The organism is Myxococcales bacterium (genome assembly GCA_016706225.1).
In the GTDB taxonomy this organism is placed as follows: Bacteria; Myxococcota_A; Polyangia; order Polyangiales; family Polyangiaceae; genus JADJKB01.
The window spans coordinates 304,919-327,416 of the sequence record JADJKB010000003.1 but is presented as its reverse complement, the minus strand read 5'-3'; the positions used below and the strand labels follow the sequence as shown (position 1 = coordinate 327,416).

Sequence of the window (22,498 nt, the reverse complement as noted above, 5' to 3'; positions counted from 1 at the left end):
CACAGCGTGGCCCCAGGCGGGGAGGTGATCGGGCGCACCCCGGTACCACGAGGCGGGCATGGAAGGCGACAGAAGAGACACCGAACTTCGCTCGGCAGGGCCGTCGGAAATGACGGCTGTCGGCGCGGACCGAGACGCGAGACCGCTCGGCCCCACGCCGAGGCAACAACCTACCGCCTGATCCGTCCAGCTCGACCCGCGCCCTCGGGCGACGGGGTTCACGACGAAACAGTCTTGGCCTTGGTGCTGTCGCGCGGTTTATGGGGCGGTCCGCAGGAAATGTAAAGTGGGAAGATCGGGCGGGCCCCGGCGCCATTCCAGAGGTCGGATCCGTCCTGCCCGCCCCGCCGAGTCGGCGCGGAACAGGTCAATCGGCGAGAGCTCGTAGGCGGGCGACGTCGGCCACCTGGATGGCCCGCCCCTGCACGAGCATGCCCGAGGCGCGCAGCTGCGCCAGCGCACGCGACAGGGTCTCCGGTCGCATGCCCAACATGCCGGCGAGCACGCGGTGAGGTGTGGTGATGGGTTCGTCGCTGCCCGCGGCTTCGCACTGCTGCAACAGGAAACGTGCGGCGCGGCGGAGTGCGGACCCTTGCAAAGCCTGGCGCTCCCCGATGCGGCGCGCCGACTCCTCGAGTGAATAGGTGAGCGCTGCGCCGGCCGGTGATTTGCGTTCACCGATCCATGCTTCCGCAGCGACTCGATCGAGCGAGCAGTAGACGACGTCGCTGAGCGCCCACACCTGGTAGGGCATCGGGCGATCCAGGAGCAGCTCGAGCCCCAGCATCGTGTCGGGCCCCCGCACGGCACAAGAGACCTCCGAGCCGGATGCGGCGCTGGAGCTCAGCACCACTTGGCCGCGGCGCAGGTACACCACCGACTCCGGTCTCACGCCTTCTTGCAGCAAAATGCTGCCGGCGGACTTGCGGGTGTCCCTGAACGGACACTCGGACGCGCCCGCTCGCAGCACGAGCCCACAGGTCTGACAACGGAGCGGAAGAGAGGTGCTCATCTCACCAGGTGTCTGATTATCGCACGATTGACGGGGGTCAATGTCTAGCGGATCGACTTGGGCATACTTCGCGCCATGCGACGCCTGTACTGGGTCCTCTTGCTGGCCGGCGCGTGTGACCGGCAGAGCTCGCCGGCGGGCCCGCATTCGCCGAACCGGCCTCGGGCGGAGGCGCCGGCAGTGGCCCACGCAGACGCTGGGGTCGAGGAGGACGAGACCATCGTTCCGCCGCCGAACAAGCCGGGATACGCGCCGCTCGAATAGGAGCATCGGACGCCGCGTGCTAGCGGTTTGCCGTGCGAGTGCTGCTCCTCCGACCTCGGGCCCACGAGCGGTTCGGCCTCGGGCCCTTTTTCCGCGTGGAACCACTGGGCCTGGAGTACCTGGGGGCTGCGCTCCGGGGCGCGGGCCACACGGTCGAGCTTCGAGATCTGCGCCTGGACCGCGGGTTCGGCCGCGACCGCCCGGATGTCGTCGGCATTTCTTGCATCCACACGCTGGACGTCCCCGAGACGCTCGCGCTGTCCCGGCGGGTCAAAGCCCGCTGGCCTGGAGCTTTCGTGGTGGTCGGCGGTCACGCCGCGGCCTCCGACCCAGCGGCCTTCGCTGGCCCCGATGTGGACGCGGTGTGCCTGGGCGCCGGTGAACGAACGCTACCTCGACTCGTTGCGGCCCTCGAGCGCGGACCCCTCACCGAGAGCATCTCGGGGTTCAAGCTGCGCGGCCGGGATCTCAGCCGCGCGCCGTCGGCCGAGGGCGAAGATGGGATCGAGCCGGCGCTCGCGCCAGCCAGGGATCTCGTCGACCGGTATCGCAAGAGCTACCGTTGTGTACACCGCTCCCCGATCTGGGCCGTCGAGACCGGGCGCGGCTGCCCGTTCCGGTGTTCGTTCTGCGCGGTGGGACGCGCGGACAGCTACCGGCCGCGGGACATCGAGGCGGTGTGCCGTGACTTCGAGAGTGTGGGCGGCGACGTGTTCGTGATCGACGATCTGTTCTTTTACCCCCGCGAGCGCAGCCGAGAGCTTGCGGCGGCGCTCTCCAAGCGCAACCAGAAGAAGCGCTGGCTCTTGGTGCAGACGCGGGCCGACACCGTTGCCCGGAGCGCGGACGTGCTCGAAGCCTGGCGGCCGCTGGCCGAGCGCTTCGACCTGTTCTTCGGCTTCGAGGCCGCCACCGACGCGGCGCTGTCGGCGCTGCAGAAGGACGCAACGGTGAGTGACTCCGAGGACGCGGTGCGACTGTCGCGCAGCCTCGGCTTCGGTGTCACCGGTAATTTCGTGGTCGACCCAGACTGGGACGAGAGTGACTTCGAGAGCCTGTGGTCATTGCTCGATCGCCTGCAGCTGGACCGGGTCGGGTTCACGGTGCTGACGCCGCTGCCCGGCACCGACTACTATGACCGTACCCGCGCGCGCCTGGCCGAGAAGGACTTCGCACGCTTCGACATGCACCACGTGCTGTGGGAGCCGAAGCTCGGGCGGCGCCGCTTCTACGAGCTGATGGTCCAGAGCTGGAAGCGCAACGTGCTCGCCTCGGGCCACGCCTCGCGCCGCTGGTTGCGCTGGTTCCGGGGCATCGGCCCGCGCGAGGCCTGGGCGCTCGCGGGTGTGCTCTGGCGCACCCAACGCATGATGAATGTGGATGCGTACCTGGACGAGACCTTCCCGCTCGAGCTACCCGCGGTGCTGTCGGAGTGAGCTGGCGCCTGGCGCCTGGCGATCAGTGTAAACGCCAGGCGCCGTGGTTACAGGCGGGGCTCACCAGTTGTCGCGCATCTGCTTGCGGATCTTACCGATGGCCTGCTCCTGCAGCTGCCGGATGCGCTCTCGCGACAGGTTGTACTTGTCGCCGATCTCCTTCAGCGTGAGCTCGTCCTCGTTGTCGAGGCCGAAGCGCCAGCGAATGATGCGGCTCTCGATCGGCGTCAGGGTGCCGAGCAGGCGCCGGACCTCCGTGGCCCATTTCTGGTTGGCCAGGTTGTCGTAGGGCGAGAGGTTGTTCTCCTCGACCAGGAAGTCGATGAAGCGGCGTCCGTCCTCGTCCCCGACCGGCCGATCCAGGGAAAACGGCGTATCGGCGTAGAGGTCGCGGACCTTGTCCAGCTTGTCCCGCGGGATGCCGGTCTCCTTCTCCAGCTCTTCGACCGTCGGCTCGCGGCCGGTGCGGGCGATGATCGTCTGCGTGGCGCGTGACACTCGGTTGTAGGTGTCGAGCATGTGCACCGGGATGCGGACCGCGCGTCCCTTGTCGGCCAGCGCGCGGCTGATCGCGTGGCGGATCCACCACGAAGCGTAGGTGCTGAAGCGATAACCGCGCGAGTGGTCGAAGCGCTCGACCGCCTTCATGAGTCCGATGTTGCCTTCCTGGATCAAATCGATCAGCGGCAGGCGACCACGGTTGTAACGACGCGCGATGCTGACCACCAGACGCAGGTTGGCCTTCACGAAGCGGTTCTTCGCCATGCGCTGTCTGTTGTCGGTCGCCTTTACCCGCTCGATGAAGCGTTTGTACGCGGCGGACTCCGGCAGCACCGGGCGGGCCGCGTCGTCGGTTGGGTCGAGCACGACCTCGCGGGCGACCCGGTTGGCGTTTGCCATCCAGATACGATCGGAGTCCGGCAGACGGATGTCGCGCGCCAGCTCTTCCGACAGCTCGGTCCAGCGTTTCTGCTGAGGAGCCAGGAACTTCGAGCGCTGTTTCTTGTGGAGCTTGAGCAGCTTGCGCAGCTCCTCGCGCTGCGGCGCGAGCGGTCGATCTTCTTCGGCAGTCGTGCCGATGTCCGCGTCGATCTGTGCGATCACCAGCTCGGCGCAGGGCGGATAGGCCAAGAGCGCGGCCCAGTGTTCGATCTCCGCACGCTCCACCATCTGGGCGGTCTGCAGCTCTTCGTCAGGGCCCATCACCTGATGGGTTGCCATCTCGCGGAAGTAGCGCGAGAGCATCGAGTCGGTCGAGGAGTCCTCCGACGTCGCGGGGGCCTCCGAAGGGGTGGACGAGCTGCGCATCTCGCTCTCGGGAGCCTCTTCGGCAACGATGGAAGAACGCGTACGCACGTCCGTCGTCTCGTCGAACTCGTCGACCTCGGGGGTCTTTTCGGCAGTGGCGGTAGCGGCGCGATTCTGGGCCATGGCGGTCCTAAGCGGGGTGAGAGGACGTCGTATCGGACCAACGTCGGTGAACCCCCTTGCCGAGGGAGTGATTCCCGGGCGGAGGGAGGTGGGGCGGGGGAGTGTCAGACGCGGCCGGGCGGGGGGTCTTGGCCGTGTCCGAGGTCTTCGGGCGACTGAGCGAAGCGATTGGCGAATAATTGGCTGCAATGTCCGTGCCCGGTCGGAGAGCATTCGGGCCGAGCTGCTGGAGGTTCTGGTTTGAACTGTTCGACATGTCTGAAGAGGTCGACCCCTTGTTACGATGCAAGGCCGGGGCCGGGTTTGCGTGACGTGGCGTTCTCGACGCGTTAGGTGCCGCTCTCTCTCCGTAACTACGGTCCAGATGCCGCACTCGATCCGCGCAAAGTCGAATTCGCGAAAAGCCTGGGCTTTCGTCAGCTCGATCTGGCGGGATCTTCCCGCTCGCCGCACCGCGTTGGTCGCGATCGTGGTGAGCCTCGCTCTAACGGGCGCCGGACACGGCGCCCTGGCATTTGCGGCGGGGATGTTGACTCAGGCGCTGGCCCAACCGCGGGGATCTGGCGAGGGATTCGGGTTGTTGAAGATTTGTTATGTCGGGCTCGGTGCCGCCTGTGTCAAGGGCGCGGGGTCTACACTGCTCGGATATTTCCAGGCAAGAACTGCGGGGGAAGTTGCGCTGGTCGCGCGGCGACGATTCGTGACGCGTTGGGGCAAAGACGGTCTCCCGGACAAAGGACCGCGAGTTCTCGCAACGGTTGCGGTGCGCTTGGCGGAGCTCGAGGCCGCTGTCGCACAGGGTGCGATGTCCGGCGCAAGGGCGTTGGCACAGCTCCTGCCGATCGTGGTGGGTCTGATCTTGGTGTCACCCCTGCTCGCATTCGTTGGCACCCTCGTGCTGATCCCCTTCGCAGTGTTGCTCGCCAAACTCCGCAGCCGGTTTCGGCGCGCGAGCGAGCTCGCGCAAGCTCGGGCCGTGCAGTTACACGAGGGTGTGGACGAGCTCGTCAGTCACATCGACCTCTGGCGCACATTTGGCGCCACCGGTCGCGTGGCGCAGGTGCTCGAAGAGACGGGCTCGCACGCGGTGCGCGCGGTTGCGCGGGTCGAAGCATCAAGAGCTGCGTTGTCGGGGGCGAACGAGGCGCTCGGTGCGCTCGCACTGGTTGGCTGTGTCGCGCTTGCGGAGCGCGTTGGCATGTCGTTCGGTGATGGCAGGTTGGTGGCCTTTGCGGCGGTGTGTTTCATGGCCTACCGGCCATTGAGGGATCTCGGGGACGCGCGTTCCTGGATGGAGCGGGGCGCGTCCGCGCGCAGCGCGCTCGAGACCAACGTCGTCGAGCCGCGTGAGGTCGACACCAGTGCCGAGTCACGAACGAGCTGGCATGCACACGCGGGGAGGCTCGAGCTTTGGGAGTTTGGCGCGACGGAGCGTGGGCCGCGCACCAGTGTCTCGCTCGCCCCGTCCGAGACCCTGGCCGTGCTCGGGCCCAGTGGTGTCGGAAAGACCACGCTGCTCCGCGGTCTGCTCGGCCTGGAGCGCACCGTGGGCAAGCTGCGCTACGGCGACCTGGACCTGACCGACGCAGCCGTGGGCCCCGACGCGCGACCCTTCGCCTGGGTTCCGCAAGACGCGCCGCTCGTCACCGGCAGCTTGCTCGAAAACGTCAGCCTGGCCTGCGGCGACGAGCTTCGCGCGCGGCGTGCGCTGACCGAGCTCGGTGCGGTCGACCTGCTCGCACGGGCGGACGAGCGTGTGGGTCCAGGGGGCACGCCGCTCTCCGGGGGTGAACGTCGCCTGGTGGCTTTGGCCCGTGCCATCGCAACGGAGCTACCGGTGCTGTTGCTCGACGAACCGACCGAAGGGCTCGACGCTGTGTCGAGAGCGCACGTGCTTGGCGCCGTCGCCAAGCTCGCAGGAACGCGTTGTATCATCTTGGTGACCCACCACGCCGAGGTCGCAGCGCTCGCGACCCGGGTCATCACACTCGACGCGTGCGTGCCGCAGGCGCTCGCTGCCGAGTAGGCAGTGCGGGAATGGCTCGGCGAGGCTCCGGCGTTCCCCTGGTCCATGGAGCGCCGCGCGCTGCTGAAGCTGGGCCTCGCGACCGGCGGCTGGGTGCTCGCTCCCCAAAGCGCGAGCGCCGCGCCCCTGCCGCGTGAGCTGCTCCGGCAGAGCTCGAGGCTGGGTGCCGCACTGCCTTGGGTAGAGCTCGCGCAATTTCCCACGCCCGTGCAGGAGTTGCCGGCGCTCGCCCGAGCCCTGGGGGTTGGCCGGCTGTTCGTGAAGCGCGATGACCGCGCGGGCGCAGTCTACGGCGGCAGCAAGGTCCGCAAGCTGGAGCTATTGATCGGCGCAGCGGAGGCAGCGGGTCACACCACGCTCGTTGCGTCGGGCGGCGTCGGCTCGAACCAGACGCTCTCCACCGCCTTCTACGCGCGGCTGCGCGGCTTGAGTGCGCGGCTCTACCTCTTGCCGGAGCGACCGAGCGCGGCGGCGCGCGAGCACCTGCTGGCGCAGGCGGAGCTGGGTGCCGAGCAGCACCTGGTTGGCTCGGACGCTCAGGTCGAGCGCGCCGTTCGTCGGGCGAAGGATGCGCCCTACGTCATCGCGCTCGGTGGCAGCTCTCCGCTCGGCAACGTCGGCTTCGTCGAGGCGGGGCTCGAGCTCGCGGCGCAGGTGAGGGCCGGCATGCTGCCGGAGCCAGCGGTGATCTACCTCCCGCTCGGCACCGGCGGTAGCGCGGTGGGTCTGGCGCTGGGGCTAGCGCGAGCTCGGCTGCGTTCGAAGCTCGTCGCCGTGCGCACGGCGAGTCAGCGCTTCGGCACGCCGGCTGGCTTGCGGAGAGCGCTTGGCGCGACGAGCCGTCTGGTCCACGAGCTCGAGCCCAGCTTTCCACTGACCGACAAGAGTGCTGCGCTCGAGGTGCGCGAGGGGTTTGTCGGTCGTGGTTATGCCGAGCCGACCGCGTCGGGGCGGCGGGCGCTCGCGCTCGCAAGAGAACACGCGGCGCTCGAGCTCGACACGACCTACAGCGCCAAAACCATGGCTGCGCTCGCGGCGAGCGCCAAGACTCACGCCTCCGAGAGCGTGCTCTTCTGGCTGACCTTCGACGCACGCCGCGTCTCGACTGGGCGCATGCAGGCGGCGGATCTGCCGCGGGAGCTCCGGGGCTACACGCGCGTGGCGCGCGAGCACTGAGCCAGGCTGCAGGCTGCAGGCTGCAGGCTGCGAGTCAGAGAGTCTCGATTGCGTCCACGTCAGCTGCGGACAGCTCGAGCGATTGACTCTCGAGATCTTGCCGCATGTGGTCCGGGTCAGAGGTGCCCGTCAGGGGCAGCATGCCCAGCGTTCGCGCGAACGCGAACACCAGCTGGGGAACGTCGACGCCGAGGCGTTCGACGATCGCGCGAACGCGCGGCGTGCGGAGCTCCCGATCGTTGGCGGTGAGCAGGGAAAAACCTTGATAGATACTGCCGTTCGCTCGGCACAGCGCCCGTACCTCACGGTCCCAGCCGCTGCGCGCAAAACAGCGATTCTGGACGAAGGCGATGGGCACGCTGGATAGCTCGTAGAACGCCGCGAGCTGCTCGGAGGACACGTTGCTCACGCCGAGCAAGCGGACCTTGCCCGCTTTGATCAGGGCCTCCATTGCCCTCCAGGTCTCGCGATCCGCGGGAGTGAGTCCACGGCCACTCTCCGGCCCGTGCAGCACGAACGAGTCCACGTACGTCGTCCCCAGGTGCTCGAGTGAGCTCGCGAAGGACTGCTCGACCTGAGTCGTGAAGTCCGCGCGCGGGTCGTACGGCAGGCGGTGGTCTTGGCCGCGCGCGTAGGTGAACTTGGTCTGCAAGAACAGCTGTTCACGCGTGGTCTTGCCCGCGTCGATGGCAGCCTTCACCGCTTCACCGACACCGGCCTCGAAGTAGTGCCGGCGCTGGTTTGCGGTATCGATGGCGCGAAAGCCCGCGTCGAGCGCCAGGCTCGTCAGGCGGGAGGTCTCTGCCTCTTTCCAGGCCGTCCCGTACATGAACGCGGGCACGGAGTGCCCTTGCACGGTCAGCGTCGGCGCGTCTGCCATGTGCGCCTTCAGAACTGCGACAAGAAGCGCGGATCGTTCTCGAACAGCAGGCGAATGTCCGGGATGCCGTAGCGCAGCATGGCAACCCGCTCGACACCGAGGCCGAAGGCAAAGCCGGTGTACTTTTCGGGATCGATGCCGCAGTGCTCGAACACCGCCGGGTGCACCATGCCGCAGCCCAGGATCTCGAGCCAGCCGGTGGCCTTGCACACTCGGCAGCTCGAGCGCGGGCCGCGTCCGTCAGCGTCGGCTTCAGCCTCCCCGTCGGGATGGCAGAACACACAGCCCACGTCCACCTCGGCACCGGGCTCGACGAAGGGGAAATAGCTCGGCCGGAAGCGCACCGGAGTGCCGGGGCCGTAGAGCCGCTCGGCGAAGGCGGTGAGCACGCCTTTCAGCTCTGCAAAGCTCACCCGCTCGGCCACCAGGAAGCCCTCGATCTGGTGAAACATCGGCGAGTGCGTGACGTCGTCGTCGCGTCGATACACGGCCCCGCCGCTGACGATGGCCATCGGGGGTTTGTGCCGGCTCATCTCGCGCACCTGCACCGTGCTGGTGTGGGTGCGCAGCAGCACGCGCGCGTCCGGGCGTCCGCCCTCGACGTTGACCCAGAAGCTGTCCTGCATGTCCGTCGCCGGGTGATCCGGCGGGAAGGCGAGCTTCTCGAAGTTGTTGACCTCGAGATCGACCTCCGGTCCCCACGCCACCTCGAAGCCAAGGGAGCGGAAGATGTCGAGGATCTCGTGCTTGACGCGGGTGATCGGGTGCAGGTGCCCGCGCGGCCCGGGGACGCGACCCGGCAGGGTCAGGTCGTGGGGAGGGGCGGCGAGATCGGCGTCGCGCGCGGCCGAGGACAGCGCCGTGAGGCGAGCCTCGAAGGCACTCTCTACGTCGAGTTTGACGGCATTGACCTGCTCGCCGATGTGCTTCTTCTGCTCGGCGGGCACCTTGCCCATGAGCTTCAGGAGCTTGGTCAGGTCGCCATTCTTGCCAAGCACCTCGGCCTTGGCGTTGCGCAGATCTTGTTCGCTCGCCGCCTGGGCGAAGGCCTCCCGAAAGCGCTCACCCAGCGCTCGGAGCCCTGCTTCGATCTCCGCCGCCGCGTCGGACACGGACGGTCTACTTGACGGCTGCGACGGCGAGCTCGGTGAGCTGCTTGAATGCGGCCGGATCGTTCAGCGCCATCTCGGCGAGCACCTTGCGGTCGAGCTCGATCTCGCTCTCTTTGAGCGTGTGCATGAGCTTCGAGTAGGTGGTGCCGTTGAGACGACAGGCGGCGTTGATGCGGGTGATCCACAGGCTGCGGAAGTCGCGCTTCTTGAGCTTGCGACCCTCGTAAGCGTAGAGCCAGCTGTGCCAGAGCACGTGCAGCGCTTGGCGGAAGCGGTTCTTGCGGCCGGCCTCGAAGCCCTCGACCTGCTTGAAGACGCGCTTGTGGCGGCGATGGGCGGTGACACCTCGTTTGACGCGGGACATCTCTAATCTCCTCTTTGCCGATCAGCCGTAGGGCAGCAGAATCTTCACTCGCCGCTCCATGGCCGGCGACACCATGTCTTGATCACGAAGGCGGCGACGGCGCTTGCGCGACTTGCCGATCATGTTGTGCTGCGCGCCGCACTTCGAGCGCCGGACGCGCCCTTTGCCCGTGACCTTGAAGCGCTTGGCGGCGGCGCGGTTGGTCTTCATTTTCGGCATGAGAAATCGACTCCTACGTGAGAAGCGGAAAACCGCCTCTATCGTTCTCCGGCAAGACTCAGGCTTCGGTGGCCACCGGGTCCGCCAAGAGCGCGGTCTTATGACGGAAGGGGCCGCGCCCGTCAAGCTCGGGGAGGGCCTGAGCGGGTGACCAGTCCGGAGCGCCCTGAGAAGCGGGGCAGGCCACCGGTCAGAGGCAGCCCAGCCGGAGCAAGCCGCCCGGGTTCCAGGCTGACTCCGACCCGGGTCGAATTGCCGGGGCTGCGGTCGTCAGCGGGCGCGGAGGCGCGCGCGCACGCTCCACGAACCGCCGTCAGGCTGAGGAAAGAGTAGCCCCTCGGCCTCGCGGGCCACACAGGCCTCGAGCTCGGTGGCGCCGGCGGGTTCACTCTTGGCCACTGCCTGTGTGCTGGTTCCGTCGCGGGCGATGATGAACTCGAGCAGGAGCGATTCGGGCGGCTCGGTCGCGGTGGCCGCTTTCTTGAAACAAGGTTCGAAACGGTAGCCCAGACGTCGGAGCGTTCGATTGACGTTGCCGGCGCGGATCGCGATGAAAATAACGCCGGACGAGCTGTGCCATTCGCCCCCCGAGGGTTGCACTTCGGGCCAGCGGGTCAGACGCACCATCGCGTCCGCTTGGTAACCGCTCTGGCGCCTCTGCTGTTCGCGGAGCAAGTTGAGCGCGCGCTGGCGCTCCCACAAGAACGTGGGGTGTTTGCCGCCGCGGAGCGCCGTCGTGAGGTCGGCGAGTCGAGCGTCGAGCGCTCGGAGATCGCCGGCTCGAGGCCCCGACTCCAGGCCGCTCAGGATCTCACGGTCGTATGCCGCCAGCGCGGCCAGGTCGGCGTTTGCCGACTTGGCAACCACGTCGAGCGCCGAATGGTCGAAGCTGTCGTCGCGGGGGGCCTGCTCGGTCCAGGCGGAAGCGTTGACGGGCCCGCCGTGCAGCGCAAGAGCCAGAGCCAAGAGCAGCCGCGACTCTTCGCTTTGCTGCGCGGCGGGTTCCGCGGCGAGCAAGGAAGCCGCGGCGTCCACGTCCCGGCGATCGAGGAAGCGGATGCCGAGCCCGAGGCGTGCGTGTGCGACCAGGCGTACGGCTTCGGCGGAGAGTCTCGCTCGGGCGAGCGCCGCCCGAGCGCGGGTTGGTAGGCTGTGCTTGCGAGCCCACGGGCGCAGCGCCACGGGCGAAGCCGCTTCTTCCGGCGTGAGCAGGTACGCTGCGAAAAATGGCGGCAGCTCCTCGGCGAAGCGCTCGGTCAGGGTGAGCGCGCGTCGTCGGTCGTCGTAACAATGGGGGCAGACCGGGACACCGGCTACGACCGGCCGCTTGGGTGATGGACCGCGCGGGGAAGCCGGCGACGGGGGTAGGCGGAGGGCGTCGATCTCCGACAGCCAGCCCGATTGCACGGAGAGCCGGAAGAGTGCGGGCTCGACCCGTGGCGATTCACCAATGCCTTCGGCGCCCATCGCTACCACTGCGGCGAGACTGGCGGCGGTCGCGAGCTTGTCCGGGTCCACCTCCGCGCGGATCCGCGCCGCAGCGACTCCGGCGAGCGCCAGTGCCCGCCCATAAGAGCGCGGCATGGCCAGCGCCAAGTTCGCCAGCTCGTCGAGCGAAGCGCGCGGTGCTGTCGAGCTTGCCAGTCGCACCACACGTGCCGCGATGCTGAGCCCGAGCAGTGCGTGGAAGATGGGGGCACGCAGACCGGAAGGACGTTTGTGGAGCAGAGGAAGCGCGAGCTCGTCGCCGCACTCGGCGGCTGCAAGATCGGTCCTGAGCGCGCGGATCAAGCCGGGCTCGAGCCCCTTGCAGGTTTCGAGCGAGGCGAGACGCTCGTCCGACGTGTCCGTGTTCGCTCGGGGCTCGAGCGCCCAGTCGAGAGCAGACCGACCCTCCTCGGCGCTCGAGCAGGCGGGGGGAGTGGACGGCTTGCGGCGCGTCCACGCCGCACACGACGCGGGTGGTGGCGGCACACTTGCGACTTTGAGCGAACCCGCGAGCAGCGGCGCGGTGAGCAGCGTCGCGTCGAAGGTATCCGGCTCGAGAACGATCGGTGAGTCGGGGAGTGGATCGCGTAACGCGAAGGGATCCTTGGCCGGTGACCTGGGCAGTGCGGGCGCTGCGAGCGCGGTGACGAGCAAGCTGGGCGAATTGTCGTATCGAGGAGCTGGAGCGGCGCAGGCAGAGAGCGCGAGCGCGCCGAACAGCGCTCGGAGGAGCCGTCGCCGAGGGCCAATGCCAGCGTCGATGTCACCCACGTCCTACAGGCTACGCCGGATCCCGGTCACGTCGGCGAGCCAAACCGGGCCTCCAAAAACGAGAGCTGGACAGGTCAATGCGAACGAGAGCACCCTGCGCTCAACTGGGAGAGTCTATTTTTATGAACAGCAGTCGAGTGTTGATGGGGTTGCTCGGGGTGTTGGGGGTGGTCGGGGGATGCGGGGGTGACGACAGCGGCTCGGGATCGGGCGGCGCGTCCAGCGGAGGCACCGGTGGCGCAACCGGGGGTGCGGGCGGCGCGACCGGAGGCAGCGGCGGCGCGACTGGCGGAACCGGCGGCGGGAGCGGCGGAACCGGCGGCAGCGCAGGAGCGACCGGCGGCGCGGCGGGAAGCGGCGGAGCGGCCGGGACCGGCGGCAGCGCAGGAGCGACCGGCGGCGCGGCGGGCACGGGCGGCGCAACGGGTGGAACCGGCGGCGCAACGGGCGGGACCGGTGGCGCAACGGGCGGAACCGGTGGCGCAACGGGCGGAACCGGTGGCGCAACGGGTGGGACCGGTGGCGCAACGGGCGGAACCGGTGGCACTGGCGGCGCTCCGACCTGCGGCCCGACCTGCGGAACCTCGCCCTACCAATGTTTTGATCCAATGGCCGCGCTGATCGTCTACGGAAACCCACAGACTGCGACGACGGTCACGACGAACATCTGCTCGAGTGTGAGCGTGCAGGTCCCGTATCAAGGGCAAGCGGCGCTTCAGGTTCAGAAGAACACGCCGTTCTTCTTCATCGGAACCCAGACCGGCAGCCTCGATGCCTTCAGCATCGAGTACAACGTCACGATCAACGCGTTCTCGAAGCTCCCGGCGCTCCTTTCCGTCTTCCCATCGACGTATCCGGCGACCATCGACCCGGCCTGGGATGCAACGAAGAAGGCCGTGATCAACGTGTTGATCAACGCCACGGCGGGCGGCTCGACCGCGCCTTGCGTCGACAAGGCCGGCGTCACGTTTGCGGTGACCGGGCATTCAGAGGCCGTGATCAAGTACCCCAACAACGGTTCTGCCACCGGCAGCGGCGGGGACGCCAAGGCCAGCATCACGATCGTCACGACTGGGACCGCGGCAAACCCCGAGTTCGTCTACGTCACGGCGACCAAGACGAGTTGCAAGCTGGGGCTCAACAACGCCGACAAGCTGTTCTTGACGGGTCGCACGCCGGTGGCGATCAACACGGTAACCTCTGGTGTTGGCTTCGAGCTCAGCAACTGAGAGCTGAGGTTTCACCCTCCCCGTCGTGCTTCGCCCGAAAGGGCGAAGCGGGGGTCAGAACCGCCAGCTCGCAGCTGCCGCCGCGCCGCCTGGTGCTGCAGCCACGCCGAAGTTGAAGCGCTGCGCGGGTCGCGCGGCTTCCTTCGACGCAGGGCCCCCCGAGAAGTAGAGCACCGCACCGATGCTGGCGCTCACCACCGCGACCCCAGTCAAGATCGTGCTGGTCAGAGCCAGCGTCTTGCCCGCCGAGACATCGTCGTCGGTGCAGCCCGGTGAGCAGTGGTCCTTCGCGTCGTTGTACTCGCCGTTCGCCAGCACGCCGGTCAGGACGGCACCCGCCGCCGCCACGCCACCGAGGCCGAGCAATACGAACGCGGGCACGTTGTTCTTCTCCGCCGGCTTCGCCTTGTCCGGCTTGACCCCGGGCGGTGGCGTTCCCGGCGTGGTCCCGACCGGTGGTGTCTGGCCCGGTCCGGTCTTCGGCTCGCCCGTCGCGCCCTCTGCCTGACGCTTCTCGAGGTTCGTGATGCGCGCCTCGACGGTCGCCCGCTGTTCGGCGTCGGGCGCTACTTCCAGGAACTTCTTGAGTGAGTCGATGGCGGCCGTGAAGTCTCCCTTGCGCTCGTGAACCGTCGCGATGTTCAGGAGCAGATCGGGTCGCTTGCTGAGCTCGTAGGACTTCTGAAACGCCTTCAGCGCGCTCTCGTAGTCCGCCTCTTGCAGATACGCGACGCCCGACTCGAAGTGTCGCCGCGCAAGATCGTCCGGGCTGTCTTGCCCGAAGGCCGGTGCGCTCTGGAGCAGAATGCCCACTGCGACGACTGAGGGCCAGAAGCGCCCGCGTCCCCGGTTCGTTCGCTGCATGGCCGGAGCTTAGCTCGGGTCTGGGCGCCGACAAACCGCGGCGATCTGCCGGCCCGGGTCGCCCGAGGTCCGACCGCGCTTCTCCCCCGCCCAGGGCTGCGATAGACGCGGCGGCGAACGCCACGCCGCAGGGAGCGCGATGCCGAAACGAGAAGACATCCAGAAGATCCTGCTGATCGGCTCCGGCCCCATCGTCATCGGGCAGGCCTGTGAGTTCGACTACTCGGGCACTCAGGGTGCCAAGGCGCTGACCGAGCTCGGTTACGATGTCGTCCTGGTCAACTCGAATCCGGCGACCATCATGACGGATCCCGAGCTGGTGCGCCGCACGTACGTCGAACCCCTCGATCTCGACACCCTCACTGCGATCATCGAGCGCGAACGCCCGGACGCGCTCTTGCCGACCCTCGGCGGTCAGACGGCCCTCAACCTGGCGCTGACGCTGCACGAAGACGGAGTGCTGTCCCGCAACGGCGTGAAGCTGTTGGGCGCGCAGATCGACGCCATTCGCAAGGCCGAAGATCGCCAGCTCTTCAAGGAGGCAATGGAGCGCGCTGGCCTGGAGTCGCCGCGCTCCGCGCACGTGAGCAGTGTGGCCGAGGCGCTGGAGCTGGCGGCGGTGACGGGTTATCCGGTGATCTTGCGCCCGAGTTTCACCATGGGTGGGTCCGGCGGCGCCATCGTCGAAAACGCAGGCGAGCTCGAGGCCAAGATCGAGTGGGCGCTCGCTCAATCACCGACCCATCAGGTGCTCGTCGAGGAGAGCCTGCTCGGCTGGAAGGAATACGAGCTCGAGGTCATCCGGGACAAAAACGACAATTTCATCGTGATCTGTTCGATCGAAAACCTCGATCCCATGGGGGTGCACACCGGGGACTCGATCACGGTCGCGCCGGCCATGACGCTGACGGACCGCGAGTACCAGCGCCTGCGTGACGCGGCCCGAGCCGTGATGCACGAGATCGGCGTCGAGACCGGCGGTTCGAACGTGCAGTTCGCCGTGGACCCGAGGACCGGGCGGGTGTTGGTCATCGAGATGAACCCGCGTGTCTCCCGCTCGAGCGCCCTCGCCTCCAAGGCAACGGGTTATCCAATCGCGAAGGTCGCAGCCAAGCTCGCGGTCGGGTTCACCCTCGACGAAATCGAGAACGACATCACCGGGACGAGCGCGGCGTTCGAGCCGACCATCGACTACGTCGTGGTGAAGTGGCCGCGCTTTGCCTTCGAGAAGTTCCCGGGCTCGGACAATCGGCTCGGCACGCAGATGAAGAGCGTCGGTGAGGTGATGAGCATCGGTCGCACCTTCCCCGAGGCGCTGCAGAAGGCGGCGCGCTCCCTCGAGACCGGCAAAGACGGGTTGACCAGCCTGGTCGGGCGCGTCGACTACAGGGCGCTGCTCGAGGAGCCGATCACGGCTCGTGACCTGGTGCACGAGGCGCCGCCGATGGCACGTCCGAAGACCAGTGAACCCCCGCCGAAGGACGAACTCAGAGGCCTGCTCGAGAAGATCGTGGCGCAGCCAACGGCGGATCGTTTATTTCACGTCGCCGACGCCGTGCGCCACGGCATCTCACTCGAACGCCTGCACGAAGTCTGCGCGATCGATCCCTGGTTTTTGCGGCAGATTGAGCGCATCGTCCTGCAGGAGCGCACGCTCACCTCGGCGCCGGAGCTGTCCACCGAGTTGCTGCTCGAGAGCAAACGCCTTGGCTTCTCGGACGCACAGATCGCGCGGCTCCGGCGTGTCGACGAGTCCCTGGTGCGCGAGACCCGCCAGCGCGCCGGGCTGCACGCCGTTTATGGGCGAGTGGACACCTGCTCCGCCGAGTTCGTCGCGCGCACGCCGTATCTGTACTCGACCTGGGAGACCGAGAGCGAAGCGGAGGTCAGCGACAAGAAGAAGGTGCTGATCCTGGGTGGCGGCCCGAACCGCATCGGGCAGGGGATCGAGTTCGATTACTGCTGCTGCCACGCGGTCTTCGCGCTCAGAGAGCTCGGCATCGAGACGGTGATGGTCAACTGCAATCCCGAGACCGTCTCCACCGACTACGACACCAGCGACCGCCTCTACTTCGAGCCCTTGACGCTGGAGGACGTGCTCTCGATCTGCCGCGAGGAGTCCCAGCGCGGGGAGCTGCTCGGGGTGATCGTGCAGTTCGGCGGACAGACGCCGCTCAAGCTGGCCGTGCCCCTTGAAAAGGCCGGAGTGCGCTTGCTCGGTACGGGGGCCGACGCCATCGATCGCGCGGAAGATCGCGAGCGTTTCGACACCTTGCTCACCAAGCTCGGACTCGAGCGGCCCAAGGCCGGCATTGCCAAGGGCGCCGCCGAGGCCAAACGGATCGCAAGCGACATCGGCTTTCCGGTGCTGGTTCGCCCTTCCTACGTGCTCGGCGGCCGCGCGATGATGATCTGCTGGAGTGAGACGGAGCTCGATGCCTACGTCGAGCTCGCGCTCGACGCCGCCCGAGAGGAGGGTGGGTCGCAGACCCTGCTCATCGATCAGTTCTTGAAGAATGCCATCGAGGTCGACGTGGACTCGGTGAGCGACGGCAAACGCGTGGTGATCGGCGGCGTGATGCAGCACATCGAGGAAGCCGGGGTCCACTCGGGGGACTCGACCAGCGTCTTGCCGCCCTACAGCCTGAAGCCGGCGGTCATCGCCGAGATCGAGCGCTGCACCCGCGCCCTGGCGCTCGAGCTCGGTGTCATCGGCTTGATGAACGTGCAGTTCGCCGTCAAGGACGACCAGGTGTTCGTGCTGGAGGTGAATCCGCGGGCGTCGCGCACGGTCCCGTTCGTCTCCAAGTCCATCGGTCGCCCGCTGGCGAAGATCGCCGCGAAGGTCATGGTGGGCAAGACCCTCGACGAGCTCGGGATCCGCGACGAACCCATCCCGACCCACATCGCGGTCAAGGAGAGCGTCTTCCCGTTCGCGAAGTTCCCGGGTGTGGACACGATCTTGGGTCCGGAGATGCGCTCGACCGGTGAGGTGATGGGGATCTCCGTGAGCCTCGCGCTCGCGTTCGGCAAATCGATGGCCGCGAGCGGCTACGCCCTGCCCGAGACAGGCCGTGCATTCATCAGCGTTCAAGATGACGACAAACCTGCGGCCTGCGACGTGGCTCGGCGTTTGCGCAACCTGGGTTTCAGCATCGTTGCCACCGGCGGAACTGCCGACGCGCTCGAGAGCGCCCGCATTCCGGTCGAACGCATCAACAAAGTGCTCGACGGTTCCCCGCACGTCGTCGACGCGCTCGTCGCCGGGACGATTCAGGTGGTGGTCAACACCACGCAGGGTGCCAAGGCGATCCGTGACAGTTATTCGATTCGACGCACCACCCTGCTGGAGAACATCCCCTACTTCACGACCCTGAGCGCAGCCCGCGCCGCGGTGGACGCGATGGAGGTGCGCTTCGTGGCGGGTCGAAATGTGAGCTCCGTGCGGAGTCTGCAGGAGTGGCATCAGCGTTCGCGCCGCGCCGCACCAGGCTGAGTTCAGGCGATTTTCGGCGGGGGGATCCGCCCGGGGCGGAAAGTCGCCCCGACGCCCACGATGGGGTACTCCTTCAAGGAAGACTCGTGCGCCCGCGCTGGGTGCGCCACCGCACCCCCGGAACCACTCCTCTCCCGTGAAGCGTCGTTACCCCTTGGAAGCGTTGAGGGACGTCCGTCAGGCCGGCGTCGAGGGGCAGGTCCGCGAGGTCGCCGAGCAGGTGGCGCGCACGGCCGCGGCTATGCGCGAGCTCGAGCGCGCCGCGCGCCTTCACGAGGACGAGCAGGCGCGCGTCGAGAGCCAGACCGACGCAGAGCGCAATCGGGTGGATCAGGGCGCGGCCCGCGCCGCGGATCTGGCAGCCCAAGCCGCGTGGGAGCGAGCCGAGCGCGCTCGGTTGGAGCGCCTCGCAGAGCTCGAGGTGGACCGTCGCAGTGAGGTCGAGGCCGCGGAGCGCGCGCAAGCCCAGGCACGCGACGCACTGGCGCTGGCCGAGGCGGAGGCAAAGGCCCTCGAGCGACACCGGGAGCGCTGGGTAGAAGAGGGCGAGCGTGCGCGCGAGCTCGAAGAGGACGAGGCGGCTCAGGATGGCCTGGCAGCTCGGCGGACCGATCCTCGGAGGCGCGCGTGAAGTTCGGTGGCTCCGTGATCGTGTTCGCGCTGGCGGCGTGCTCCGCTCAGCAGACGCCGGTCGGCTCGCACGGTGTCGAGACGCCGCTCGGGGCAGACTCGGGAGCGCTCGCGAAGCAGAAGCCGGCACCGGCCATCAAGGACGAGATCTCGATCGAGGAGTTCCAGCCGCTCCTGGCCGAGTCGCTCTTCGCCCGCGCAGCCAAGCACGTCGACGCTGGGGCGTATGGCCTTGCCGCGCGTGAGGTCGAGGCTCAGATGGGCAAGGCGGAGGCGTCGCCACGAAGTGTTGCACGCTTCCAGATGTTGCTCGGTCGCCTGCGGGAGCTCGCGGGCGACCTGCCCGGGGCGACTGCTTCGTATCAGCTCGCTGCGGCAGAACGTTGGCCCCTCGCCGGCTACGCAACGCTCGCCACCGGGCGTGTGCTCCTGCGCGCGGGCAAGACGGAGGAGGCCATCCGCTGGCTGGAGCGCACGCCCAATGGTCAACCGCTCTCGACGGACGCGCGGTTGCTCAAGGCAGAGGCCGCGCTCAAGGCAGGCAAGCCGGACATCGCCATCGAAGCCTGGCGCGCTCACCTCGATACCAAGCCAGGGGACGCCACCGACTTCTCCCTGCGGCTGGCGACCGCGCTCTTGGCTCGGGCCCGCGGCAAGACCGACGCGGCGGCCGTCAAAGACCAGACCGAGGCTTTGAGTCTCGCTCGGCGCGCAGCAGCGGAGAACGCCGCCAACGCATCGGTGCTCAATCGGGCACACAAGCTCGAGAAGCGCGCGCTCGAGGCGCTACCTCAGCCGGAGCGCCACCGCTCGAGCCTGCCCACGCGGGAGGACGAGCTGATCCGAGTCCGCGCGCTCGCGGAAGCCAAGCTCGAAGCCGAGGCGGAGAAGGCGGCCGACAAACTCCTCGCGTCTCTCGACAAGGCGGACCGCTGGAGCAAGCTCGGGTGTGAGACTTCGTTCTGGCGCGGCAAGGCCATCGCGCTCAAGCGGGATGCGTCGCGGGCGAGCGAGGCCTTCGACGAGGTCGTCAAACACTGCAAGAGTGATGACGACCTGCTGGCCCGCTCGTTGTTCTTGGCGGGCAAACAGGCGGCCGCCGACGGGCGCCAGATGCAGGCCATCCAGCGCTACGCAGAGCTCGAAAGACTCCTGCCCAAACATCGCCTCGCCGACGACGCGCGCATGGGCCAGGCGCTCGGGTATTTCGAGCTCGGCATCGAGGCGCGCTTCACTGAGCTCCTGTCCACGATGGTGGAAGATTTCCCAGACGGCGACGTCGTACTCGACGCCGTCTTCCGTCTGGCCCTGCGTCGCATGGAAAAGAGCGACTGGCCCGGCGCCGCCACCGTGCTCGAGAAGGTCGTCGCGGCTGTGGCCAAGAACGACAGCGCGCGCGGCACCGAGACGAGCGGCCGTGAACGGTATTTCCTGGCTCGGGCCTGGCTCGAGAGCGGTGATACGGAGCGTGGCTACGCCGAGCTGGAGGCGATCGTGCGGGAGCTGCCGCTCTCGTATTACATGCTGCACGCCTGGGCTCGTCTGGTCGAAAAAGACCCGTTTCGTGCCAAGCGTGTCCTGGAGGAGGCCGAGAAAAAGGCGGCGACTCAGCCCTTCAGCTTCGAACACCAACCCGAGTTCGACTCCGAGGGTTTTCAGCGGGCGATGGAGCTGCTCCGTCAGGGTGAGCTCGATCTGGCGCGGCGCGAGGTCGAGGGCCTGGGCATCGCCAAGCGCGGCGCGACGCCGCGACTGCTCTGGGGGCTCTCTCTACTCTATGCACGGGCCGGCTCGGCGCGCGACGCCCACATCATTGCGCGCGGCATGCTCACCGACTGGCTTGGTCGCTGGCCCTCCGGCGACTGGGTCAAGGCCTGGCAGCTGGCGTTCCCGCGCCCGTACCGCGCCATCGTGGAGCGCGAGGTGAAAAAGAACCCGGTGACGCAGGCGCTGGTCTACGCGGTCATGCGCGAGGAGAGCGCCTTCGATCCCGGTGCCGTGAGCCCAGCGGACGCCTACGGGCTGATGCAGCTGATCGTGCCAACGGCGAAGCTGTTCGCAAAACCCGTCGGTCTGCCCTACGACGCGGCTAGCCTCAAACAGCCGAGCGTGAACATTGCCCTCGGCACCCGGGGCCTCGCCGAGCTCGAGAAGACGTTCAAGCAGAACCCCCTGCTCGCGATCCCTGGTTACAACGCCGGCCCCAACCGCCCGCGCCGCTGGCTGCGCGAGCGACCGCGCACCGACTTCGATCTGTGGGTCGAGCTGATCCCGATCACGGAGACACGCCGCTACACCAAACGTGTGCTCGCGAGCCGCGCGGCCTACGCCTATCTGTACGAGAAGGAACGAGCGGCCGAAGCGATGGCGCTCCCGCTGCGCTTGGATTGACCCGACCCGCGGACTCGCTCCGTCTGGCGCGCCGCAATTCAGGCCAAAATCGCAGGCTGAGGCCATGGCAAGGGCAGTGAGGGCGGGGTAGGCTTGCGACGAAGGAGAGGGCTCTTCAGGGATGGCGACTTGCCCCAAATGTTACCTGCGATATCCGGACGAGACGCTCGCGTGTGAGGCCGACGGAGCCCCTCTGGTACCTGACAGCGCAATCGCCGCGATGGACCGCGAGGTCGGGCCGGGAGAAATGGTGGGGGAGTACCGCGTCGAGGAGAAGCTCGGCGAAGGCGGCTTTGGCGCGGTCTACCGCGCAGTTCAGCCGCTGATCGGCAAACAGGTCGCGATCAAGATCTTGTCGCGCAAGCTGAGCGGCGACCCCGAGATGGTCTCGCGTTTCGTGGCAGAAGCGCGCGCCGTCAATCAGATCCAGAGCAAGAACATCGTCGACATCTTCGGTTTTGGCGCGCTGCCGGACGGTCGCCAGTACTTCGTGATGGAGCTGATGACCGGCGCGACGCTGGAGGACTACGTGCGCCAGAGAGGGCGACTGTCCATCGAGGATGCGATCCCCATCTTCCGGGGCATTGCGCGGGCGCTCGACGCAGCCCACGCCTCGGAGATCGTGCACCGGGATCTGAAACCCGAGAACGTCTTCCTGGTGAACGATCGAGAGTCCGGTCTCACACCAAAGCTGCTCGACTTCGGCATCGCCAAGCTGATGGGAGGTTCGACCGGTGGGCACAAGACGCGCACTGGTGTGCCGATGGGTACGCCGTACTACATGTCTCCGGAGCAGTGTCGTGGCGACAAGATCGACCACAAGACCGACGTGTATTCGTTCGGAGTCCTCGTGTTCCAGGTGCTGACGGGGCAGCTGCCGTTCGCGGGTGAGTCGTTCATGCAGATCATGTTCGCGCACGTCAGCACCCCGCCTCCTGTGCCCTCGCAGGTGTTCCCGAGCCTGGGACCGGCGCTCGATGCGGTCATCGGGCAGATGTTGGCGAAAAGCCCGGCCGAACGCCCCGATTCCCCCGGCGCGGCGATCGAGGCGCTGGCGGCTGCAGCGCGCTCGGCGGGTCACGCCGTCGGGACGCTGCCCGCGGGGACGCCGGCGAACCTGCTGGGCGCGGGGCCCGCGCACAGTGATGGTTTTGCTCACGCGCGAACCGCCGTACTCGGAGCAAGCGGGTCGTCGACGTTGTCAGCGTCGGAGACTCTGGCGGGGCCGCCGAGCAAGGGCCGCGCACCGCTGGTCGCGCTCGGTGTGTTGGTAGTGGTCGCCCTCGTCGGTGGGGGCATCGCCGTGGCGACCTCGAAAAAATCCGAGCCCGCGAGCGTGGCCAGTCAGACCTCGGCTGTGACGCCGGAGCCGAGCGCGGCCGTGCCGTCGGCCAGCGCGGAGCCGACGGCACCGCCAGCCGCGAGTGTGACGCCGGAGCCGGCCGGGCCGGTCAAGCTCACGCTCACCAGCGTGCCGAAGCAGGTCGAGGTGTTCCACGGCGATGAGAAGCTCGGTACGACACCCGACGACGAGCTTCGGCTACCGCGGGGCGAGGCAGAGTTGTCGCTCACGATCAAGGCAGACGGCTACCTGCCGGAGGTCGTCAAGGTGAAACCCGTCGCCGACGTGTCGCTGTCGGTGAAGCTCCGAAGGAAGACGGGCGGGGGCGGCAAACCAAAACCTGGGAACCCGGCGTTGGAGTACTGAG

General features: G+C 67.7%; 17 protein-coding genes. 9 read left to right on the top strand and 8 right to left on the bottom strand.

Going from position 1 to position 22,498, the window contains the following annotated elements:
* Positions 1-367: 367 nt before the first annotated feature.
* Positions 368-1,012: a Crp/Fnr family transcriptional regulator gene (locus IPI67_03245; protein ID MBK7579199.1), complete on the bottom strand. Its 645-nt coding sequence runs from the start codon at positions 1,010-1,012 to the stop codon at positions 368-370.
* A gap of 75 nt (positions 1,013-1,087) precedes the next feature.
* Here IPI67_03245 and IPI67_03240 point away from each other — a divergent pair, with 75 nt between their 5' ends.
* Positions 1,088-1,276 (top strand): hypothetical protein, encoded by a 189-nt coding sequence (locus tag IPI67_03240; GenBank protein MBK7579198.1) that lies wholly within the window; start codon positions 1,088-1,090, stop codon positions 1,274-1,276.
* Positions 1,277-1,308: 32 nt separating this feature from the next.
* Positions 1,309-2,712 carry a cobalamin-dependent protein gene (locus IPI67_03235; protein ID MBK7579197.1) on the top strand — a complete coding sequence of 468 codons (1,404 nt, stop codon included), beginning with the start codon at positions 1,309-1,311 and terminating at the stop codon, positions 2,710-2,712.
* Between the two features lie 60 nt (positions 2,713-2,772).
* Here the strand turns inward: IPI67_03235 and IPI67_03230 are convergent, their stop codons facing one another.
* On the bottom strand, positions 2,773-4,143 hold the full coding sequence (locus IPI67_03230) for a sigma-70 family RNA polymerase sigma factor (protein MBK7579196.1): 1,371 nt from the start codon (positions 4,141-4,143) through the stop codon (positions 2,773-2,775).
* A 472-nt stretch (positions 4,144-4,615) separates the two neighbouring features.
* On the opposite strand from IPI67_03230, the gene IPI67_03225 reads away from it, so the two are divergent.
* Together IPI67_03225 and IPI67_03220 are read left to right on the top strand one after the other, a co-directional pair.
* Positions 4,616-6,169: an ABC transporter ATP-binding protein gene (locus tag IPI67_03225; GenBank protein ID MBK7579195.1), complete on the top strand. Its 1,554-nt coding sequence runs from the start codon at positions 4,616-4,618 to the stop codon at positions 6,167-6,169.
* A 3-nt stretch (positions 6,170-6,172) separates the two neighbouring features.
* Positions 6,173-7,345: a pyridoxal-phosphate dependent enzyme gene (locus IPI67_03220; protein ID MBK7579194.1), complete on the top strand. Its 1,173-nt coding sequence runs from the start codon at positions 6,173-6,175 to the stop codon at positions 7,343-7,345.
* Between the two features lie 34 nt (positions 7,346-7,379).
* On the opposite strand, the gene IPI67_03215 is transcribed toward IPI67_03220, so the two are convergent.
* From IPI67_03215 to IPI67_03195, 5 genes are all read right to left on the bottom strand, one after another.
* Positions 7,380-8,225, bottom strand: a complete 846-nt coding sequence (locus tag IPI67_03215) for an aldo/keto reductase (protein ID MBK7579193.1) — start codon at positions 8,223-8,225, stop codon at positions 7,380-7,382.
* Positions 8,226-8,233: 8 nt separating this feature from the next.
* Positions 8,234-9,316 (bottom strand): phenylalanine--tRNA ligase subunit alpha, encoded by a 1,083-nt coding sequence (gene pheS, locus IPI67_03210; protein MBK7579192.1) that lies wholly within the window; start codon positions 9,314-9,316, stop codon positions 8,234-8,236.
* Between the two features lie 28 nt (positions 9,317-9,344).
* Positions 9,345-9,701, bottom strand: coding sequence for a 50S ribosomal protein L20 (gene rplT, locus IPI67_03205; GenBank protein MBK7579191.1), 357 nt, complete (start codon positions 9,699-9,701; stop codon positions 9,345-9,347).
* A 21-nt stretch (positions 9,702-9,722) separates the two neighbouring features.
* Positions 9,723-9,920 carry a 50S ribosomal protein L35 gene (gene rpmI, locus IPI67_03200; GenBank protein MBK7579190.1) on the bottom strand — a complete coding sequence of 66 codons (198 nt, stop codon included), beginning with the start codon at positions 9,918-9,920 and terminating at the stop codon, positions 9,723-9,725.
* 270 nt (positions 9,921-10,190) lie between these two features.
* Positions 10,191-12,179, bottom strand: a complete 1,989-nt coding sequence (locus IPI67_03195) for a hypothetical protein (protein MBK7579189.1) — start codon at positions 12,177-12,179, stop codon at positions 10,191-10,193.
* Positions 12,180-12,301: 122 nt separating this feature from the next.
* On the opposite strand from IPI67_03195, the gene IPI67_03190 reads away from it, so the two are divergent.
* Entirely contained in the window at positions 12,302-13,408 is a 1,107-nt protein-coding gene (locus IPI67_03190; GenBank protein ID MBK7579188.1) for a hypothetical protein, read from the top strand.
* Positions 13,409-13,462: 54 nt separating this feature from the next.
* Here IPI67_03190 and IPI67_03185 read toward each other — a convergent pair whose 3' ends face one another.
* Positions 13,463-14,272, bottom strand: coding sequence for a tetratricopeptide repeat protein (locus tag IPI67_03185; GenBank protein ID MBK7579187.1), 810 nt, complete (start codon positions 14,270-14,272; stop codon positions 13,463-13,465).
* A gap of 139 nt (positions 14,273-14,411) precedes the next feature.
* Here IPI67_03185 and carB point away from each other — a divergent pair, with 139 nt between their 5' ends.
* The 4 genes from carB to IPI67_03165 all read left to right on the top strand — a co-directional run bounded on the left by carB (position 14,412) and on the right by IPI67_03165 (position 22,497).
* Positions 14,412-17,768: a carbamoyl-phosphate synthase large subunit gene (gene carB, locus IPI67_03180; GenBank protein MBK7579186.1), complete on the top strand. Its 3,357-nt coding sequence runs from the start codon at positions 14,412-14,414 to the stop codon at positions 17,766-17,768.
* Positions 17,769-17,931: 163 nt separating this feature from the next.
* Positions 17,932-18,399, top strand: coding sequence for a hypothetical protein (locus IPI67_03175; GenBank protein ID MBK7579185.1), 468 nt, complete (start codon positions 17,932-17,934; stop codon positions 18,397-18,399).
* Positions 18,396-20,789 carry a transglycosylase SLT domain-containing protein gene (locus IPI67_03170; GenBank protein ID MBK7579184.1) on the top strand — a complete coding sequence of 798 codons (2,394 nt, stop codon included), beginning with the start codon at positions 18,396-18,398 and terminating at the stop codon, positions 20,787-20,789. The genes IPI67_03175 and IPI67_03170 overlap by 4 nt, the downstream gene beginning before the upstream one ends.
* Positions 20,790-20,910: 121 nt before the next feature.
* Positions 20,911-22,497 carry a protein kinase gene (locus IPI67_03165; protein MBK7579183.1) on the top strand — a complete coding sequence of 529 codons (1,587 nt, stop codon included), beginning with the start codon at positions 20,911-20,913 and terminating at the stop codon, positions 22,495-22,497.
* The last annotated feature ends 1 nt before the right edge of the window (position 22,498 follow it).

Bases quoted from the DNA above. Each gene is read 5' to 3' on its own strand.
- IPI67_03245 (MBK7579199.1), bottom strand. From the start codon at position 1,012: ATGAGCACCTCTCTTCCGCTCCGTTGTCAGACCTGTGGGCTCGTGCTG.
- IPI67_03240 (MBK7579198.1), top strand. From the start codon at position 1,088: ATGCGACGCCTGTACTGGGTCCTCTTGCTGGCCGGCGCGTGTGACCGG.
- IPI67_03230 (MBK7579196.1), bottom strand. From the start codon at position 4,143: ATGGCCCAGAATCGCGCCGCTACCGCCACTGCCGAAAAGACCCCCGAG.
- IPI67_03215 (MBK7579193.1), bottom strand. From the start codon at position 8,225: ATGGCAGACGCGCCGACGCTGACCGTGCAAGGGCACTCCGTGCCCGCG.
- rplT (MBK7579191.1), bottom strand. From the start codon at position 9,701: ATGTCCCGCGTCAAACGAGGTGTCACCGCCCATCGCCGCCACAAGCGC.
- rpmI (MBK7579190.1), bottom strand. From the start codon at position 9,920: ATGCCGAAAATGAAGACCAACCGCGCCGCCGCCAAGCGCTTCAAGGTC.
- IPI67_03190 (MBK7579188.1), top strand. From the start codon at position 12,302: ATGAACAGCAGTCGAGTGTTGATGGGGTTGCTCGGGGTGTTGGGGGTG.
- IPI67_03185 (MBK7579187.1), bottom strand. From the start codon at position 14,272: ATGCAGCGAACGAACCGGGGACGCGGGCGCTTCTGGCCCTCAGTCGTC.
- carB (MBK7579186.1), top strand. From the start codon at position 14,412: ATGCCGAAACGAGAAGACATCCAGAAGATCCTGCTGATCGGCTCCGGC.
- IPI67_03165 (MBK7579183.1), top strand. From the start codon at position 20,911: ATGGCGACTTGCCCCAAATGTTACCTGCGATATCCGGACGAGACGCTC.